18 protein-coding genes, 1 tRNA gene and 1 pseudogene are annotated in these 15,452 nt (G+C 38.4%); 3 read left to right on the top strand and 17 right to left on the bottom strand.

Going from position 1 to position 15,452, the window contains the following annotated elements; translation table 11 throughout:
- Window positions 1-93: 93 nt before the first annotated feature.
- On the bottom strand, window positions 94-504 hold the full coding sequence (locus ACIF8R_RS13725) for a GFA family protein (protein ID WP_396481362.1): 411 nt from the start codon (window positions 502-504) through the stop codon (window positions 94-96).
- Window positions 505-690: 186 nt separating this feature from the next.
- Here ACIF8R_RS13725 and ACIF8R_RS13730 point away from each other — a divergent pair, with 186 nt between their 5' ends.
- Window positions 691-1,128, top strand: a complete 438-nt coding sequence (locus ACIF8R_RS13730) for a PaaI family thioesterase (protein WP_016146110.1) — start codon at window positions 691-693, stop codon at window positions 1,126-1,128.
- A 14-nt stretch (window positions 1,129-1,142) separates the two neighbouring features.
- Here the strand turns inward: ACIF8R_RS13730 and ACIF8R_RS13735 are convergent, their stop codons facing one another.
- Window positions 1,143-1,571, bottom strand: coding sequence for a hypothetical protein (locus tag ACIF8R_RS13735; RefSeq protein ID WP_396481364.1), 429 nt, complete (start codon window positions 1,569-1,571; stop codon window positions 1,143-1,145).
- Between the two features lie 41 nt (window positions 1,572-1,612).
- Window positions 1,613-1,757: pseudogene (locus ACIF8R_RS13740) on the bottom strand (hypothetical protein); the annotation flags it as partial.
- Between the two features lie 49 nt (window positions 1,758-1,806).
- Here ACIF8R_RS13740 and ACIF8R_RS13745 point away from each other — a divergent pair.
- Window positions 1,807-1,882: transfer RNA gene (locus ACIF8R_RS13745), tRNA-Asn, on the top strand.
- A 184-nt stretch (window positions 1,883-2,066) separates the two neighbouring features.
- Here ACIF8R_RS13745 and ACIF8R_RS13750 read toward each other — a convergent pair.
- The 12 genes from ACIF8R_RS13750 to ACIF8R_RS13805 all read right to left on the bottom strand — a co-directional run bounded on the left by ACIF8R_RS13750 (window position 2,067) and on the right by ACIF8R_RS13805 (window position 12,367).
- A complete protein-coding gene (locus ACIF8R_RS13750) occupies window positions 2,067-2,825 on the bottom strand; it encodes an SDR family oxidoreductase (RefSeq protein ID WP_016804929.1) in 759 nt (252 codons plus the stop codon).
- 273 nt (window positions 2,826-3,098) lie between these two features.
- Window positions 3,099-3,743 (bottom strand): tRNA-(ms[2]io[6]A)-hydroxylase, encoded by a 645-nt coding sequence (locus tag ACIF8R_RS13755; RefSeq protein WP_396481366.1) that lies wholly within the window; start codon window positions 3,741-3,743, stop codon window positions 3,099-3,101.
- Between the two features lie 6 nt (window positions 3,744-3,749).
- Window positions 3,750-4,475 (bottom strand): pyridoxine 5'-phosphate synthase, encoded by a 726-nt coding sequence (gene pdxJ, locus ACIF8R_RS13760; protein WP_396481367.1) that lies wholly within the window; start codon window positions 4,473-4,475, stop codon window positions 3,750-3,752.
- A 13-nt stretch (window positions 4,476-4,488) separates the two neighbouring features.
- Window positions 4,489-5,202 (bottom strand): DNA repair protein RecO, encoded by a 714-nt coding sequence (locus ACIF8R_RS13765; protein WP_396481369.1) that lies wholly within the window; start codon window positions 5,200-5,202, stop codon window positions 4,489-4,491.
- A gap of 9 nt (window positions 5,203-5,211) precedes the next feature.
- A complete protein-coding gene (locus ACIF8R_RS13770; RefSeq protein WP_311069416.1) occupies window positions 5,212-5,412 on the bottom strand; it encodes an NF038104 family lipoprotein in 201 nt (66 codons plus the stop codon).
- A gap of 18 nt (window positions 5,413-5,430) precedes the next feature.
- On the bottom strand, window positions 5,431-6,453 hold the full coding sequence (era, locus tag ACIF8R_RS13775) for a GTPase Era (RefSeq protein ID WP_080593587.1): 1,023 nt from the start codon (window positions 6,451-6,453) through the stop codon (window positions 5,431-5,433).
- Window positions 6,454-6,464: 11 nt separating this feature from the next.
- Window positions 6,465-7,157, bottom strand: a complete 693-nt coding sequence (rnc, locus tag ACIF8R_RS13780) for a ribonuclease III (RefSeq protein ID WP_004707545.1) — start codon at window positions 7,155-7,157, stop codon at window positions 6,465-6,467.
- Window positions 7,129-7,503, bottom strand: coding sequence for a DUF4845 domain-containing protein (locus ACIF8R_RS13785; RefSeq protein ID WP_016804956.1), 375 nt, complete (start codon window positions 7,501-7,503; stop codon window positions 7,129-7,131). The genes rnc and ACIF8R_RS13785 overlap by 29 nt, the downstream gene beginning before the upstream one ends.
- A 23-nt stretch (window positions 7,504-7,526) precedes the next feature.
- The gene (lepB, locus tag ACIF8R_RS13790; RefSeq protein ID WP_016804957.1) at window positions 7,527-8,354 is read right to left on the bottom strand and encodes a signal peptidase I; all 828 of its coding nucleotides are present in this window, start codon (window positions 8,352-8,354) and stop codon (window positions 7,527-7,529) included.
- A gap of 69 nt (window positions 8,355-8,423) precedes the next feature.
- Window positions 8,424-10,241 carry a translation elongation factor 4 gene (gene lepA, locus ACIF8R_RS13795; protein WP_004699962.1) on the bottom strand — a complete coding sequence of 606 codons (1,818 nt, stop codon included), beginning with the start codon at window positions 10,239-10,241 and terminating at the stop codon, window positions 8,424-8,426.
- A 176-nt stretch (window positions 10,242-10,417) separates the two neighbouring features.
- Window positions 10,418-10,870: an acyl-CoA thioesterase gene (locus tag ACIF8R_RS13800; RefSeq protein ID WP_396481372.1), complete on the bottom strand. Its 453-nt coding sequence runs from the start codon at window positions 10,868-10,870 to the stop codon at window positions 10,418-10,420.
- Window positions 10,871-10,990: 120 nt separating this feature from the next.
- On the bottom strand, window positions 10,991-12,367 hold the full coding sequence (locus ACIF8R_RS13805; protein ID WP_396462436.1) for a Do family serine endopeptidase: 1,377 nt from the start codon (window positions 12,365-12,367) through the stop codon (window positions 10,991-10,993).
- Between the two features lie 230 nt (window positions 12,368-12,597).
- Here ACIF8R_RS13805 and nadB point away from each other — a divergent pair, with 230 nt between their 5' ends.
- Window positions 12,598-14,241, top strand: coding sequence for an L-aspartate oxidase (nadB, locus tag ACIF8R_RS13810; RefSeq protein WP_396481374.1), 1,644 nt, complete (start codon window positions 12,598-12,600; stop codon window positions 14,239-14,241).
- 56 nt (window positions 14,242-14,297) lie between these two features.
- On the opposite strand, the gene ACIF8R_RS13815 is transcribed toward nadB, so the two are convergent.
- On the bottom strand, window positions 14,298-14,714 hold the full coding sequence (locus tag ACIF8R_RS13815) for a PaaI family thioesterase (protein WP_396462435.1): 417 nt from the start codon (window positions 14,712-14,714) through the stop codon (window positions 14,298-14,300).
- 137 nt (window positions 14,715-14,851) lie between these two features.
- Window positions 14,852-15,451 (bottom strand): dTMP kinase, encoded by a 600-nt coding sequence (tmk, locus tag ACIF8R_RS13820; RefSeq protein WP_396481376.1) that lies wholly within the window; start codon window positions 15,449-15,451, stop codon window positions 14,852-14,854.
- Between the last annotated feature and the right edge of the window lies 1 nt (window position 15,452).

Consider the following 15,452-nt stretch of genomic DNA (forward strand, 5'->3'; position numbering starts at 1 on the left):
GGTCTATATATAATTCTAATTTAATATTTCTTCATAAAATAATTTATAAAATTAAAAAAGGCCTCAAAATTGAGGCCTTTTTTATAATTAAAATTATTCTGGGTTAAACAATGCGAACACCTCAGCTTCAGTTAGTTTTTTTGTTTGATTTTGAAAAGTGTAAAAATCGGGTTTTGAGTCAATAAAAATTTCCATATCCAAATTCAAGCCTTCTACTGACTCATTTAAAGAAAATGCATTGATATTGCAGTAACTTTGATCTTTCGTTCTCCAAAAAATTGTTGTTCCACAAGCATTACAAAAGCCTCGTTCTCCCCAGTCAGAAGAGTTAAATACACTAAGATGCTTTTGCTGAATAAACTTTAAACTGCCTTTGACCACATCAACTGTCATATTGACACCACTAGTTTGTCTACGACACATCGAACAATGGCAAGCATGTACATCATGATTTTTTAATTCAACTTCAAAAGTTGTTTTACCGCATAAACACTGACCGTTCATTATTATTTTCCACAAGAAGTTTATATTTTTAGGGTTATAAAATATTCTACTGAACCACATTTTACAAGTTTATAAACTATAAAATAGCCATATTTCTTATACTTGCTAACTTGACAATATGCATTTTAACGCCTAATTTAACATCAAGTTCCATTTTAGAACTTTAATTACTGAAGGACTCAAAAAATGAAAAACCCTATGGAAATGACAGGCCTCGAATTTTTACAAGCCATGATTGAAGGTCACATTCCACCTGCCAGTATAAGCAAAACTATTCCAATGCAACCTACTGAGATTTCTGAAGGATCTGTGACTTTCAAAGCACAAGCAGATCACAATCATTTAAACCCATTAGGTGGTGTACATGGTGGCTTTGCTGCCACAGTTCTAGATTCGGTAACTGGCTGTGCAGTACATACGATGTTACCTGCGGGTGTAGGCTATGGCACAATCGACCTTAACGTGAAAATGTGCCGCCCCATTCCAAAGAACCATCCTTTAATTGCGACAGGCAAAGTCATTAATTTAAGTAAAAATTTAGGTATTTCCGAAGGTAAAATTATTGATGAAGAAGGTAAACTTTATGCGTATGCAACAGCAACCTGCATGATCATTCGACCATAAAAACTAAGGCAGCTTTAAATGGCCGCCTTTTTTATTAAGTCAGGAAGATCTGGACGGTCACAAGTTTGTGCAACCACATAAGGTGCCCAAATATTCTTAAGTTGAAGCTCTATCACTTTATGACACTGAGTAGACCAAGCTAAAACTTTATTTTTACCTAGTAATAATTCGCCTTCGAGCTGGAAAATATAGAGGGGTTTAGATTGATCTAATATGTTGGAAGACTTTAAAACTTTCAGTGAAGTATGCACATCCCATTTTGCACTAAACCAGAGTTGTAATAAGTCACCTAAGTACAAGTCCTGCTTTTTAAATGGAAAAGCATTGATCCATGCATCTTCTACAAGTGTGTAATAAGATTCTGGTTGATTTAAAATATTGAGATAATTGCGTTGATAAAAATCAAAATTAGAAAAAATAGAAGCAACAGTAAGTGTTTTCATACTTATCTCCGATTTAGCCATTTTAGTGCTGGCAAGTTGGTTTAAATCCACACTGTTTGGATTACTCCAAACGCTTGTTCTTTTTTGAATCTAGCAATTGAGTTTTTAAAGTGCAAGTAATTTATATCCTCGCTACTCAACTTGATCAAATAAGAAGCATACAACACAAAAATGAAGGAAACATGACGATTTTCACTTGACCCTTGTCAAAATCTCCTTATAATCGCATGCAGATTCTCCCATAGCTCAGTCGGTAGAGCGACGGACTGTTAATCCGCAGGTCCCTGGTTCGAGCCCAGGTGGGAGAGCCAAATACTAAAAAGCCCGCAGCATTAAAGCGGGCTTTTTTATTGCCATTTATTTTGAATACCTATAAAAAATCCCCTACCTACCTGTAGAGGATTTGCTTTTCATGAATTGATATTTACTAGATTTAATCATCAGATCTAAATTTAAAGAATATATCCCCATCTTTAGATCATTTTTAAAATTCTATTATTCCGCTTCTACAACTTTTAATGGGTTAAAAGACTGCGTTGTTGGCATCATTTCTATACGGTTAATATTAATATGAGCTGGTTGCGATGCAATCCACGCTACCGTATTTGCAATATCTTCAGGCAAAATTGGATTTTTCTTATCATAGAGACTACTCACTTTCTCCTGATCCCCTTTAAAACGTACAAGAGAAAACTCAGTTCCCCCACACAGCCCTGGTTCAACGTTAGTTACGCGCACACCAGTACCAGCCAAATCTGCACGTAGATTTAAACTAAACTGCTCTACAAAAGCTTTTGTTGCCCCATATACATTGCCACCTGGATATGGGTATGTACCTGCAATTGACCCCATATTAATGATTAAGCCTGATTTCTTCTTTACCATACTTGGTAAAATTAGTCGGGTAACCGTCACAAGCCCCTTAACATTGGTATCAATCATCGTGTACCAATCATCTAATTCTGCCTTGTCTGCCGATTCTAAACCTAATGCCAAACCTGCATTATTTACGAGCAAATCAATTTGATCGATTTGAAATTCATTTGGTAATTCTTTGAATATTTTATTTATATTTTCTGCTGTATCCGTCATATCAAATACTAATGGGTAGAATTTTTCACCAAGTTCTTGTTTTAGTTCTTCTAGTTTTTCTGCCCGTCTTCCGCAACCAATAACTTTATAGCCTAACTCAATCAGCTTTTTTGAAATGCTATAACCAAAACCTGCCGATGCGCCTGTAACTAATGCTAACATTCTTATATCCTTAGAAATGATCAACTATTTCAGTTGAACTCATGATGAACATATCAGCCTTTATATTTACACAATATTGATTATTAGCCTAAAAAAATAAAAGTTTTTTTAAAAATTTTAAGAGAAATTGAAATCTATAAAAAATATATTTATTAAATGATTATATGCATTAAAAAACTAAAAGCAGAACATATGTATAGCCAAAGAGATAAAGCTCATCTAATAAAAAAGTTTACCGTGAAAGGTAAACTTTTTTAACTGAGGCATTTAAGACTACGCAGGAATACCACTATGAAACCGGAAAGTATCATCCGGAGTCAAAATCAGATTCTTTTCAACCTCACGGATATGTTCAATACGTTGCTGAATATCCTCTTCAGGATTTTTCATTTTGGCAGTTTCTGCGACATCAAACGCTAGTGCTAAATAGTCTTCAAAATGACGAGATTCAGACTTAAGCAGGTAACGATAATAGCGTCCCAGTTCGTCATCTACACGCGGAGCAAGTGCATAAAAACGTTCGCATGAACGTGCTTCTACAAAAGCTCCGATAACCAGTACGTCAATTAAAGCTTCTGGCTCATATGTACGTATCTCTTTTCGTAAACCACCCGCATAGCGACCTGCACTTAAACCTTTCCACTCTTGCCCACGTTTCGTCATAAATTCGAGGACTTGTTCATAGTGAAGCATTTCTTCACGTACAAGTTGAGCAAGTTTAACTTGTAGATCTGTAAAAAAACTATAGCGGAACATTAAGTTCATTGCCGTACCAGCTGCTTTTTTCTCGCAATTGGCATGATCTTGCATCAAGATATCTAAATTATTAACGGCCTCATCTAACCATTCATTTGGAGTTTGACACCCCAAAAATGCTAATACTGGCTGCATTAATTCATCGTAATTGATACTCGACATTACTAATTATCCTGCTGCCTGAATCGCTGTTTTCATATCTTTAACAGCTTGTGCCAGACCTACAAAAACACTATCTGCAATAATTGAATGACCAATGTTTAATTCATGAATTTGTGGAATTGCTGCGATTGGTGCAATATTTTTTAGGTTAAGTCCATGACCTGCATTTACAACTAAACCTTTTGAAGCTGCATACTCAACACCTTTTACAATGCGAGTAAGTTCTTCTTGTTGTTCTTGCTCTGTTGCTGCATCGGCATATGCCCCTGTGTGCAACTCAATTGTAGGTGCACCACATGCCACTGCCGCATCAATTTGAGCAAAATCCGCATCAATAAATAATGATACGTCACACCCAAGAGCAGCTAAGGCCTGAGTTGCAGCCTTAACTTTTTCAAAGTTAGTGACTACATCTAAGCCACCTTCAGTTGTTACTTCTTGGCGTTTTTCAGGAACGAAGCATACATGTTGTGGCTTAATTTCTTTTGCAAACTCGACCATTTCATCAGTAACAGCCAACTCTAAATTCATACGTGTTTTTAACAATGGACGCATGCGACGTACGTCATCATCTTGAATATGGCGACGGTCTTCACGCAAATGCAAAGTAATACCTTCTGCACCAGCTTGTTCACAAATAAGCGCAGCTTCTACAGGGTCTGGGTAAGTAGTACCGCGCGCCTGTCTTAAAGTAGCAACATGGTCTATGTTTACACCAAGCAATGCAGCCATAAATAAATCCTAATTACGATTGAGTTTGAGTATTTTGAATCCACAATTGTCGACTTTTTAGGGGACGGTCACCTAAAAGCGATGTAATCATTTGACGGTATAGTTTACCTAATAATTGCAATTGTTCGTGAGAAAAATCCTGCCCTTGCTCATAGTCCAGCATAGATAAAATCGCTTTTCCCGACAAAGATGAACGGCCTGCCTGAATCACTGGAGCAAAACCTTCAGTCACTTGAAACTGATAAAACTGATGGGGCAAAATTTCTTTTTGTGCGCTATCAACTGAGAAATCAATCGCATAGCCTAGCTCTGGAAGTAAGACATGTTCAAACTGCCTTAATATCTGCCTGAGAAAGAGATCTGGATTTTCGTGAGAAGATAATTGTTGTAACTGGAGCAAAGTTAACTGATATTGTTCAAAAGTTTGTGGCATTGCCTCTTCTAATGGGCAAAGTCGTAAAACAATTTCATTTAAATAAAAGCCAGCAAAAAAAGCATCACCAAAAAAGAAAACTGGCTGATTTAATATTTCCAGCTTCGTAAAATTTTTAAGTTCACTTTTACCTGTGGCTTGCAACCGAATTGGTTGATATTGAGGAGGCGGAGTCTGTCTTAAAATGCCATCAACCCGCCCGTATTCCTGAGTGAAGAGATGCACAATATGGCTTTTTTCACGATATTTACGATGGTGAATCATATATCCATGTAGGACTTCATTGCGCATCATAAAAAGAAACTATTCCTTAGATTCTTTTTCTTTCTTATCGTCATCATCACCATCAGGAATTACAGCTCCTACAACAGCAGCTGTACCCTTCACTACACCTTTCGTTGTTTTATAGGCAATACCTACTGGTACGGTTACAAGCTTATATACACAACCTTGTAACATCAATGTACACCCAACAATAACCAATATTGATGTAATTGCTTTCATACCAGTATTCCCTGCTTATTAGATATCACTATATCCTAAACTTTTTAAAGCACGTTCATCATCAGACCAACCACCTTTAACCTTAACCCATAAGGTAAGCATGATCTTTTGTTCGAACATTTTTTCCATGTCTTTACGAGCATCCATACCAATCGTTTTAAGCTTGGCACCTTTTTCACCAATCACAATTGCTTTTTGGCCAGGACGATCTACAAAAATAGTTGCATCAATATAGGTACAAGCTGGCTTTAATCGACCAGTTTTTTCATTAACAGTTGCCTCTTCCGTTTTAAAAGATTCAATTTGTACTGTTAAATCGTATGGTAACTCTTCACCCAACTGACGCATGATTTTTTCACGGATGATTTCACTTGCCAAGAAGCGCTCAGAACGATCCGTAATTTGATCGAATGAATACAGTGGTGGCTGATAAGGAAGATATTTTTCAATCGTTTCACTTAAATGCTCCAAGTTTGCTCCACGGAGAGCAGAGACAGGAACAATCTCAGCAAAATTCATAAGCTTGGTACGCTCTTGAATCAAAGGAAGAATCTCTCTTTTATCTTCAAAAGTATCAGCTTTGTTAATTACCAAAATAACTGGCATTTCAGCGTTCTTGAGTTTCTCAAGCACTAAGTCGTCATTTTGAGTCCACTTATAAGCATCGATAACAAATAAAACTAAGTTAACGTCACGTAATGCAGAATGTGCAGCACGGTTCATCATTTTATTGATCGCGCGTACTTCTTTCTTATGCATTCCCGGTGTATCTACATAAACCGCTTGCATTTTTTCACGTGAATCAATACCAATAATTTTATGGCGTGTCGTTTGAGGTTTACGTGAAGTAATTGAGAGTTTTTGACCCAATAAATGGTTCATGAGGGTAGATTTACCCACATTTGGACGTCCCACAATCGCCACAAATCCGCTCTTAAAATCCGAAGGAATTGTAACGCCTTTGGAACTAAAAAATTGATCAATCAGATTGTTTGGATCTTGGTTTTCATTTGAATCTGGATTGATTTGATCAGAATGCATCGACATGCAGGTTATTGCTCCAATAACTTTAAAATTTCCGCCGCTGCTGCCTGCTCGGCAAAACGACGACTTGACCCCTCACCATAAATCTTTGGTAAACCATCTACCAAACATTCGACTTTAAAGTGTTGATGAGGTGCATCACCCTGAATATCTACAACCTCGTAAACAGGGAGAGGTTTTTTACGTGCTTGTAGATACTCTTGTAAACGTGATTTTGGATCTTTGAGTTGATCTGTTGGCTCAATATGATCTAAATAAGGTACGTACCATTTTAACACAATATCTTTGAGTAGGTTCAGATCACTACTATCAAGATAAATTGCACCAATAATCGCTTCTACCGTATCTGCTAATATTGACTCACGATGATGACCGCCAGATTTCAACTCACCCGTGCTTAATATTAAACACCGACTAAGTTGCAAATCGGTTGCAATTTTACCTAATGCTTCTTGGCGAACCAAAGTTGCACGCATACGCGTTAAGCGCCCCTCATTTTCATGTGGGTAAGCATGGTATAAATAATTGGCAATGATCATCCCCAACAGCGAATCGCCTAAAAACTCTAGACGCTCATAGTTATACTTATGACTCACCGAACGGTGAGTCAAAGCTAACTGTAGCAATTCAGGCTGTTTAAATTGATAACCGATTCGGCTGAGTAAGCGAGGATCACTTAGTTTGAACTGATGTTTTGTCAAAACTCTTCTCAAATGTTAAAACTAAATCAATATTCAGTAAGAAAGGCTTTCTTACCTCATATTTCTTTTTGACCGTTAGACCAGACTGGTTAAACACTTCGGCAATCTCTTTAAAATGGAGATCACGAATATTATTCATTTCCAGTCTTTGATCCATCTGTGCCATAAATTTTTGGGGTGTCGTATCAGCTGAGCTTTGTTGCATAAGCTCGGTAATCTGATTATTAATCACACGATCATCCCAATACGCTGGCCAAACTGCAAGTACAGCTTTCACTGCAATTGCAAATATGACCACCCCAAATAAAATTGCTAAATACGAAGTACCCTGTTGTGCCTTACGCATTTTTGTTTTCCTAATGGTTGTTTTTAATCTATTTTCCCATTTCGGTTAAAGCTTGGCAGGTGGAAACCAGGTTCTTTATGCATCCAGACATAGAAAGCTCGGCCTGTTAAGTTTTCTTCAGGAACGAAGCCCCAGAAACGACTATCAGCACTTTGATCGCGGTTGTCCCCCATTGCAAAGTAATGTCCTTTCGGAACGGTTACTTCCCAATATAAACCGTCTTGGTTTGAATATTTGCCATTATCAACATAATTGATAAATGGCGCCTGACGCGCAACGTTTACGCCTTCAAGCTCACGCATCGTAAAGGTATGATCACCAATCGTTTCTTTATGATAAATAGACGTTGGTGTATCTAAAGCATCTTTTTCACGACTAAACTGTGTTGCTACTTTAGGAACTTTTTGACCATTAATAATCAATTGTCCATGATCATAAACAATATGGTCACCCGGCAAACCAATTACACGCTTAATATAGCTAATGGTTGGTTGAGGTGGGTAACGGAATACGATGACATCACCACGTTTTGGTTCACCTACATCAATCACTTTTTTATTTACGATAGGTAAACGCACACCATAGTCAAATTTATTAACTAAAATAAAATCGCCAGTCTCTAAAGTTGGAACCATAGAGTCTGATGGAATGTTAAATGGTTCATAAAGAAATGAGCGAAGTACAAGTACAACAGCTAAAACTGGCCAAAAGTCATAGGCCCATGTAATAACAAAATTTTCGTTCTCTCGGCCTTTATTCGCACGCTGTTTAAAAACAAGTTTATCTAGCAACCACACTGCAAATAAAATCAGCGTAACTGGAACAAGAATTAAATTAAAATCAAAATCCACATGACCTCACTCGCAGCCTAGCTGCTTGCTTTATGGCTGGGAGATATAAGTTCATCCCAGCCCTTTCTTTTATCTTTCTACTTTCAAAACAGCTAAGAACGCTTCTTGTGGAATTTCTACACTACCCACTTGTTTCATACGTTTCTTACCTTCTTTTTGTTTAGAAAGTAATTTTTTCTTACGAGACACGTCACCGCCATAACATTTTGCTAGAACGTTTTTACGCATCGCCTTAACGGTCGAACGAGCAATAATTTGAGCACCAATGGCAGCCTGAATTGCAACATCAAACATTTGACGTGGAATCAAGTCTTTCATTTTTTCAACTAAAGCAATACCACGATGGCGAGCATCATTACGGTGACAAATCATAGCCAAGGCATCAACCTTTTCACTATTAATTAATACATCAACCTTAACTAAAGATGAACTTTCGAAACGTACGAAGTTATAGTCTAGCGATGCAAAACCACGTGAACATGATTTAAGCTTGTCAAAGAAATCCATTACGACTTCAGCCATTGGAATTTCAAAAGTAATCGAAACTTGATTACCCAAGAACTTCATGTCTTTTTGGACACCACGACGCTCAATACATAAGGTCATGACATTACCTAAGTATTCTTGCGGCACAAGAATATGACATTCAGCAATTGGCTCACGTAAATCTTCAACAACTGAACCATCTGGCATTTTAGACGGACTGTCGATATAGATCGTCTCACCTTTTTTGGTAACAGCTTCATAAACTACTGTTGGTGCCGAACTAATTAAATCGAGATCGTACTCACGTTCTAAACGCTCTTGTACGATTTCCATATGCAACATGCCCAAGAAACCACAGCGGAAACCGAAACCAAGTGCATCCGAACTTTCAGGTTCAAAGAACAAGGCAGAATCGTTAATTTGTAATTTCTGTAATGCTTCGCGGAATGGTTCAAAGTCGCTTGAATCGATTGGGAAAAGACCCGCATAAACCTGCGGTTTAACCTTTTTAAAACCAGGTAAAGTTGCAACGTCTGGTGTTGTTGCAAGTGTAATGGTATCACCTACTGGCGCACCAAAAATGTCTTTAATACCCGCAATAACAAAACCTACTTCACCAGCTTCAAGAATATCTGTTTCAGTATGCTTAGGATTAAATACACCTACAGAAGTTACCGGATGAGTTTGTCCTGTCGATTTAACCAACATTTTGTCGCCCTTACGGATACGACCTTGTTTAATACGAACAAGAGACACTACACCTAAGTAGTTATCAAACCATGAATCGATAATTAAAGCTTGTAATGGAGCTTCACGATCACCTTCTGGCGCCGGAATAACGTCAACTAAACGCTCTAATACACCTTCAACACCTAAACCTGTTTTTGCTGAACAAGTCGGTGCATCTGTCGCTTCAATCCCGATAATTTCTTCAATTTCATGAATTACACGTTCAGGTTCAGCCTGCGGTAAATCAATTTTATTTAAAATAGGAAGAACTTCGAGACCTTGTTCAATCGCGGTGTAACAGTTTGCAACTGATTGTGCTTCTACGCCTTGCGCAGCATCAACAACCAACAATGCACCTTCACATGCAGCTAATGAGCGAGATACTTCATACGAGAAGTCAACGTGCCCCGGAGTATCAATAAAGTTAAGCTGATATTCTTGTCCATTTGGATGGGTGTAATACAATGTTACTGAGGCTGCTTTAATGGTAATCCCACGTTCGCGCTCAAGCTCCATTGAGTCTAAGACCTGAGCTTGCATCTCACGATCTTGTAAGCCACCACACATCTGAATAAAACGGTCAGCCAAAGTAGACTTACCATGATCGATATGAGCGATAATCGAGAAATTTCGGATATTTTTGATATCAACTGATTTTTTAGCTTGCGCCATGGGCTACCTTGAGAAAATATAAAGTGCTATGTAGCTTGTTTTAATACATAGCCAAAGCGGTTTAACAAATTGCGAGAGATTATAGCAGATGGATATTTTAAAGTATCCAAAATAATCATGAGCTTTGTACTTATGTTCTAAAAAATGACAATTCAAAGCACATGTAATACTTCCGACTATCGAGCATATGAAATAGTAAAATCTAAAGGATTTATGCTTGTATCAAGGGGCTTATAAGCTTGTGTAAAAGTTGGCGACATTCGTTTTGGTCGACCCGATGCAATTTCAATACATGCCCACTTGGTATTCCCAACAAATAAGACTACCTGATCAGAGGGACGGAAAAACACATACTGGCGAAATGAATAAAGCGCATTGATATCGTCTAGCCATGTCCGCAATATAATTTCTTCGCCTTCAAACGCAGCCTTACGGTATTGCACATGATGTTCAACAGCAACCATTGCATGCTTGAGCTCAAGGTATTTGGTTACGCCTACCCCTAATGTTTCAACATGAGCAGCAGCAACATCTTGCATCCATTGGACATACATTACATTGTTAACATGACCCAAAGCATCAATATGCTGTGGCTGAACCTGAATATGTAAATCGAAAATACTACTCACAAAACACCCACTTTAATTATTAAATCTAAAGCTACAATTAAATTAGCTAGATCGAACATTATGCCGAATACAAATAATAAAAAACCACCCATTCTCAGGGTGGTTTAGTTTTATATCATTTTACTGAATGCGTAAACCAAGCATTGCACGTTGTCCTTGACGAATGATTCCAACACGTGCAACCGTATTTTTTTGTAAGTTAGAAACAACTTTCGCAAAATCTTGGCTATTTAAAATTTGAGTATTATTAACCTGAACAATTACATCACCAGGAATAATATTTGACAATGATGCTAGCCCACCACGGCGAACATCTTGAACATAAATACCACCTTTTACACCCAAAGTATTTTTCTCTGGTTCAGCTAAATCACGAATACTCATGCCTAACACTGGACCTTTAGAAGCTGAAGTCTGAGTACCTGTGGCTGGTGTTTCATCTGGTGCAGTTGCTAAAGTTGCAGTGATATTACGAGTTTTATCATCACGTAACACTTCAAACTGGACGGTTTGATTTGGCTGTACTTTATTTAGTGCGTAGAGCAAATCACTTGTACGCAGCACAGAAGCACCATTAAGTTTTAAAATCACATCACCTGCTCTAAGCCCTGCTTTTTGAGCAGGTGAATTTGGCGTTACTTGTGTGATGAGGGCACCTTCTGGTTTAGGCAGTTTGTAAGCATCGGCAAGGTTACGGTCAATATCTTGCATCATAACGCCTAGGTATGAACGAGTAACTTTGCCTTTGGTTTTAAGCTGTTCAGCTACATCCATCGCAACATCGATTGGAATAGAGAAAGACAAGCCCATATAGCCGCCAGTACCACTAAAGATACGTGAGTTTACCCCGACGACTTCACCATTTTGGTTAAACAATGGACCACCTGAGTTACCAGGATTCAATGCCACATCGGTTTGAATAAATGGTACAGAAGTTTCACCACTCATGTTTCGTGACTTGGCACTGACAATACCTGCTGAGGCGGAGTAGTCAAAACCAAATGGAGAACCAATTGCTAATACTGGCTCACCTACACGTAAACGGTCAACATTACCAACTTTTAAAGCAGGATAATTACTTCCATTGACTTTTAATAATGCAACATCGGTACGTTCATCACTACCAACAACAGTTGCATCAATTTCACGACGGTCATTTAAAGTAATACTAATGCGAGAAGCATTTTCAATCACATGATGGTTTGTGAGTAAGTAACCATCTTTACTAATAAAGAATGCACTACCGTATGCGGTTTTTTCTTGAGGACCTTGTTGCTGTGGAATGATGACCTGATTACCAAAGAAACGTTTTAAAATTTCAGGAACTTGCTGTTGTAACAGTTCATCCTGAGTCATTTTTTTTACGACGTTTACGCTCACCACAGCCGGACTAACTTGTTCAACGAGGTTTGAAAAATCAACAGCAGCATTTGCTTGAACAGCGGCAACTGTAAATACCGCTGCATACATTCCTTGTTGTAAATAGCGAGATTTCATTCGGTGCTCACCCACAATTGGTCTACGAGAATAAGAATAAAACTTTTGTATCACAATGCTTTGGAATTGTGCGTAACAATATGTTTATTTGTAAGACATCATCATCACGTTTATTTTACGCATTGCAATTTTTTAAGGTAATTGCAATTTTTCTGTGACTTAGAGCGCTTAAGCTCTTGCCTTTTTAGGTAAAAAGGGGTGTCATTAGCGGACGTTTTAAATTGATGCGAATGGACATGCCTAATCAACAGACAATTCACCACTTTGACGTGATTATTGTGGGCAGTGGCGGTGCTGGTTTAAGTCTGGCTTTATCGTTACCAAGTCATTTTAATATTGCAGTTTTAGCCAAAGCTGCTTTAACTGAAGCAAGTACCTTCTATGCACAAGGCGGTGTTGCTGCTGTTCTTGATGAAACAGACTCTATTCAACAACATATTAATGACACTATGATTGCAGGTGCTCATTTATGTGAAATGGATGCAGTACAGCACACTGTCGAAGGTGGTCGCCCTTCTGTTGACTTTCTTTTAAAGCAAGGTGTTCAGTTCACCTTAGATGAAGATGAGCAACTTCACTTAACTCGCGAAGGCGGTCACTCACAGCGCCGCATTATCCATTCTGCTGATGCTACAGGCAAAGCCATTTCAACTACACTGGTTGAACGTGCGAAAGAACGCAAGAATATTACTATTTTTGAAAACTACATTGCGATTGATTTAATCACGTCGCATAAATTGGGTCATACAGATCAAGCGAATCGCGCTGTTGGTTTGTATGCCTTAGATGAAAACACTGAAAAAGTTCATACCTTCCTTGCACCATTTACCGCACTTGCTTGCGGCGGTGCGATGAAAGCTTACCTTTATACGTCTAACCCTGATATTGCTACAGGCGATGGTATTGCTATGGCTTACCGCGCAGGTTGCCGTGTTGCCAATATGGAATTTAATCAGTTCCATCCAACTTGCCTGTACCATCCACAAGCGCGTTCGTTCTTAATTACTGAAGCGATGCGTGGCGAAGGTGCTTATTTACGCTTGCCAGATGGCGAACGTTTCATGCTTCGTTTTGATGATCGTGCCGAATTGGCTCCTCGCGATATTGTGGCACGTACCATTGACCATGAAATTAAACGTCTCGGTATTCGCCATGTGTGGTTAGACATTACACACAAATCACCTGAGTTTATTAAAGAGCACTTCCCTACACTTTATGCACGTTTGCTTGAGTTAGGTATCGACATTACTAAAGACATGATTCCAGTAGTACCGGCTGCACACTATACATGTGGTGGTGTTGTGGTTGATTCAAATAGCCAGACCGATATTGAAGGTCTCTATGCAATTGGTGAAACCTCTTATACAGGTTTACATGGTGCTAACCGTATGGCGAGTAACTCATTACTTGAGTGCTTTGTTTACGGTATGAGCGCAGCAAAAGATATCGAAAATAAGTTTGATGAGAATTTCAAACTACCGAAAGTACCGACTTGGGATGACTCTCAAGTAACCAACCCAGATGAAGATGTGGTGATTTTACAAAACTGGGATGAGTTACGTTCGACCATGTGGAACTACGTTGGTATTGTCAGAACCACAAAACGTTTAGAACGCGCTTTACACCGTATCGAAATGTTGAAGCGTGAAATCACTGAATATTATCAAGACTACCGTGTCAGCAAAAACCTGATTGAACTACGTAATCTTGTACTCGTTTCTGAGATGATTGTGCGCTGTGCCATGCACCGCAAAGAATCACGTGGTCTACATTACACACTCGATTATCCAGAAACTTCGAGTGAAATTCGTAAAACTGTTTTAACTCCTCCAACTTTTGCAGTAGAACAACCATTGGTTAATACCGAAATTTAAACTGTTTTTCTACAAAAAAGCACAGCTCTGGCTGTGCTTTTTATTTAGGTTAATATTTATGATCGAGGAGGAATTGAATAAGTCGCGGTCACATGTGCCACCGGTTCCTCTTGTCCTACTGAATAAATCCAGACCTCCCCCACGACTAAGCTCTTTCCTACTTTCATGAGCTTACATTCGCTGCGTAAGTCCTTATCACCTGCGGGTTTTCTTAAAAAATTAATATTAAAATTAGTGGTTACTGCTAAACCAACAATTCCGATTTCACCAAGTATTGCAATATACAAAGCAAAATCTGCCAAAGTCATCATAGTTGGTCCAGATATGGTACCACCCGGCCGTTGATGTCTTTGATCGACGTGATAATAAACGACAGCAGCTTTAGGCGTGACTGATTCAATCGTGCAATGTTCAAGACTTGGCGGAAATTCCTTTTCAAGAAACGCTACAATTTCTTCTTTTGAACTTTTCATCCTTGTTTTTCTTCGATTTCAGAACAGTATTCAAAATAGCATAGAATACTGACTCATATTTTCTATGACCTTTTAAACCAGATTTATTATTATTTTTAACCACTCCCACAAAATATGAGAGCGGCTTTTATTATTACTTATCCTAAATATTGCAAAGCTTGCTCAAACACCTGATCTGGGCTTTGGGTAGCATCTAAACGTTTAATACGTTCAGGTTCGGCTTTCCATAAGGTCTCATACCCTTCGCGAACTTTTGCGAAGAAACTTAACTTTTCTTGTTCAAAACGGTCTAAAGCTCCACGCTCACGTGCACGGTTCATACCAAGTTCAATTGGTGCATCTAACCAGAAAGTCACGTTTGGCATACGTGAAACAAAGTTCTGATTTAAAAGCTGTAATTTATCTTGGCTTAAACCACGACCAGAACATTGATAAGCAAAGCTTGCATCGGTAAAGCGATCACTTAAAACAATTTTATTAGACTCTAGAGCCGGTAAAATCACTTGTTGTAAATGTTGAGCACGTGCCGCATAAATTAAGAGTAATTCAGTATCATGGCTCATATTTTCATCATGATTCACTGCCAAAAGCATAGAACGTATTTGTTCTGCTAACGGCGTACCACCCGGTTCACGGGTTAAGACAACTTGTTTACCTTGCTCTTCAAAATGCTGATGAATTTTTCGAATGAGTGTAGTTTTACCTACCCCTTCCGTGCCTTCAAAGCTAATAAACATC

The sequence above is a fragment of the Acinetobacter sp. ABJ_C4_1 genome, from assembly GCF_044538495.1.
Classification (GTDB): Bacteria; Pseudomonadota; Gammaproteobacteria; order Pseudomonadales; family Moraxellaceae; genus Acinetobacter; species Acinetobacter nosocomialis_A.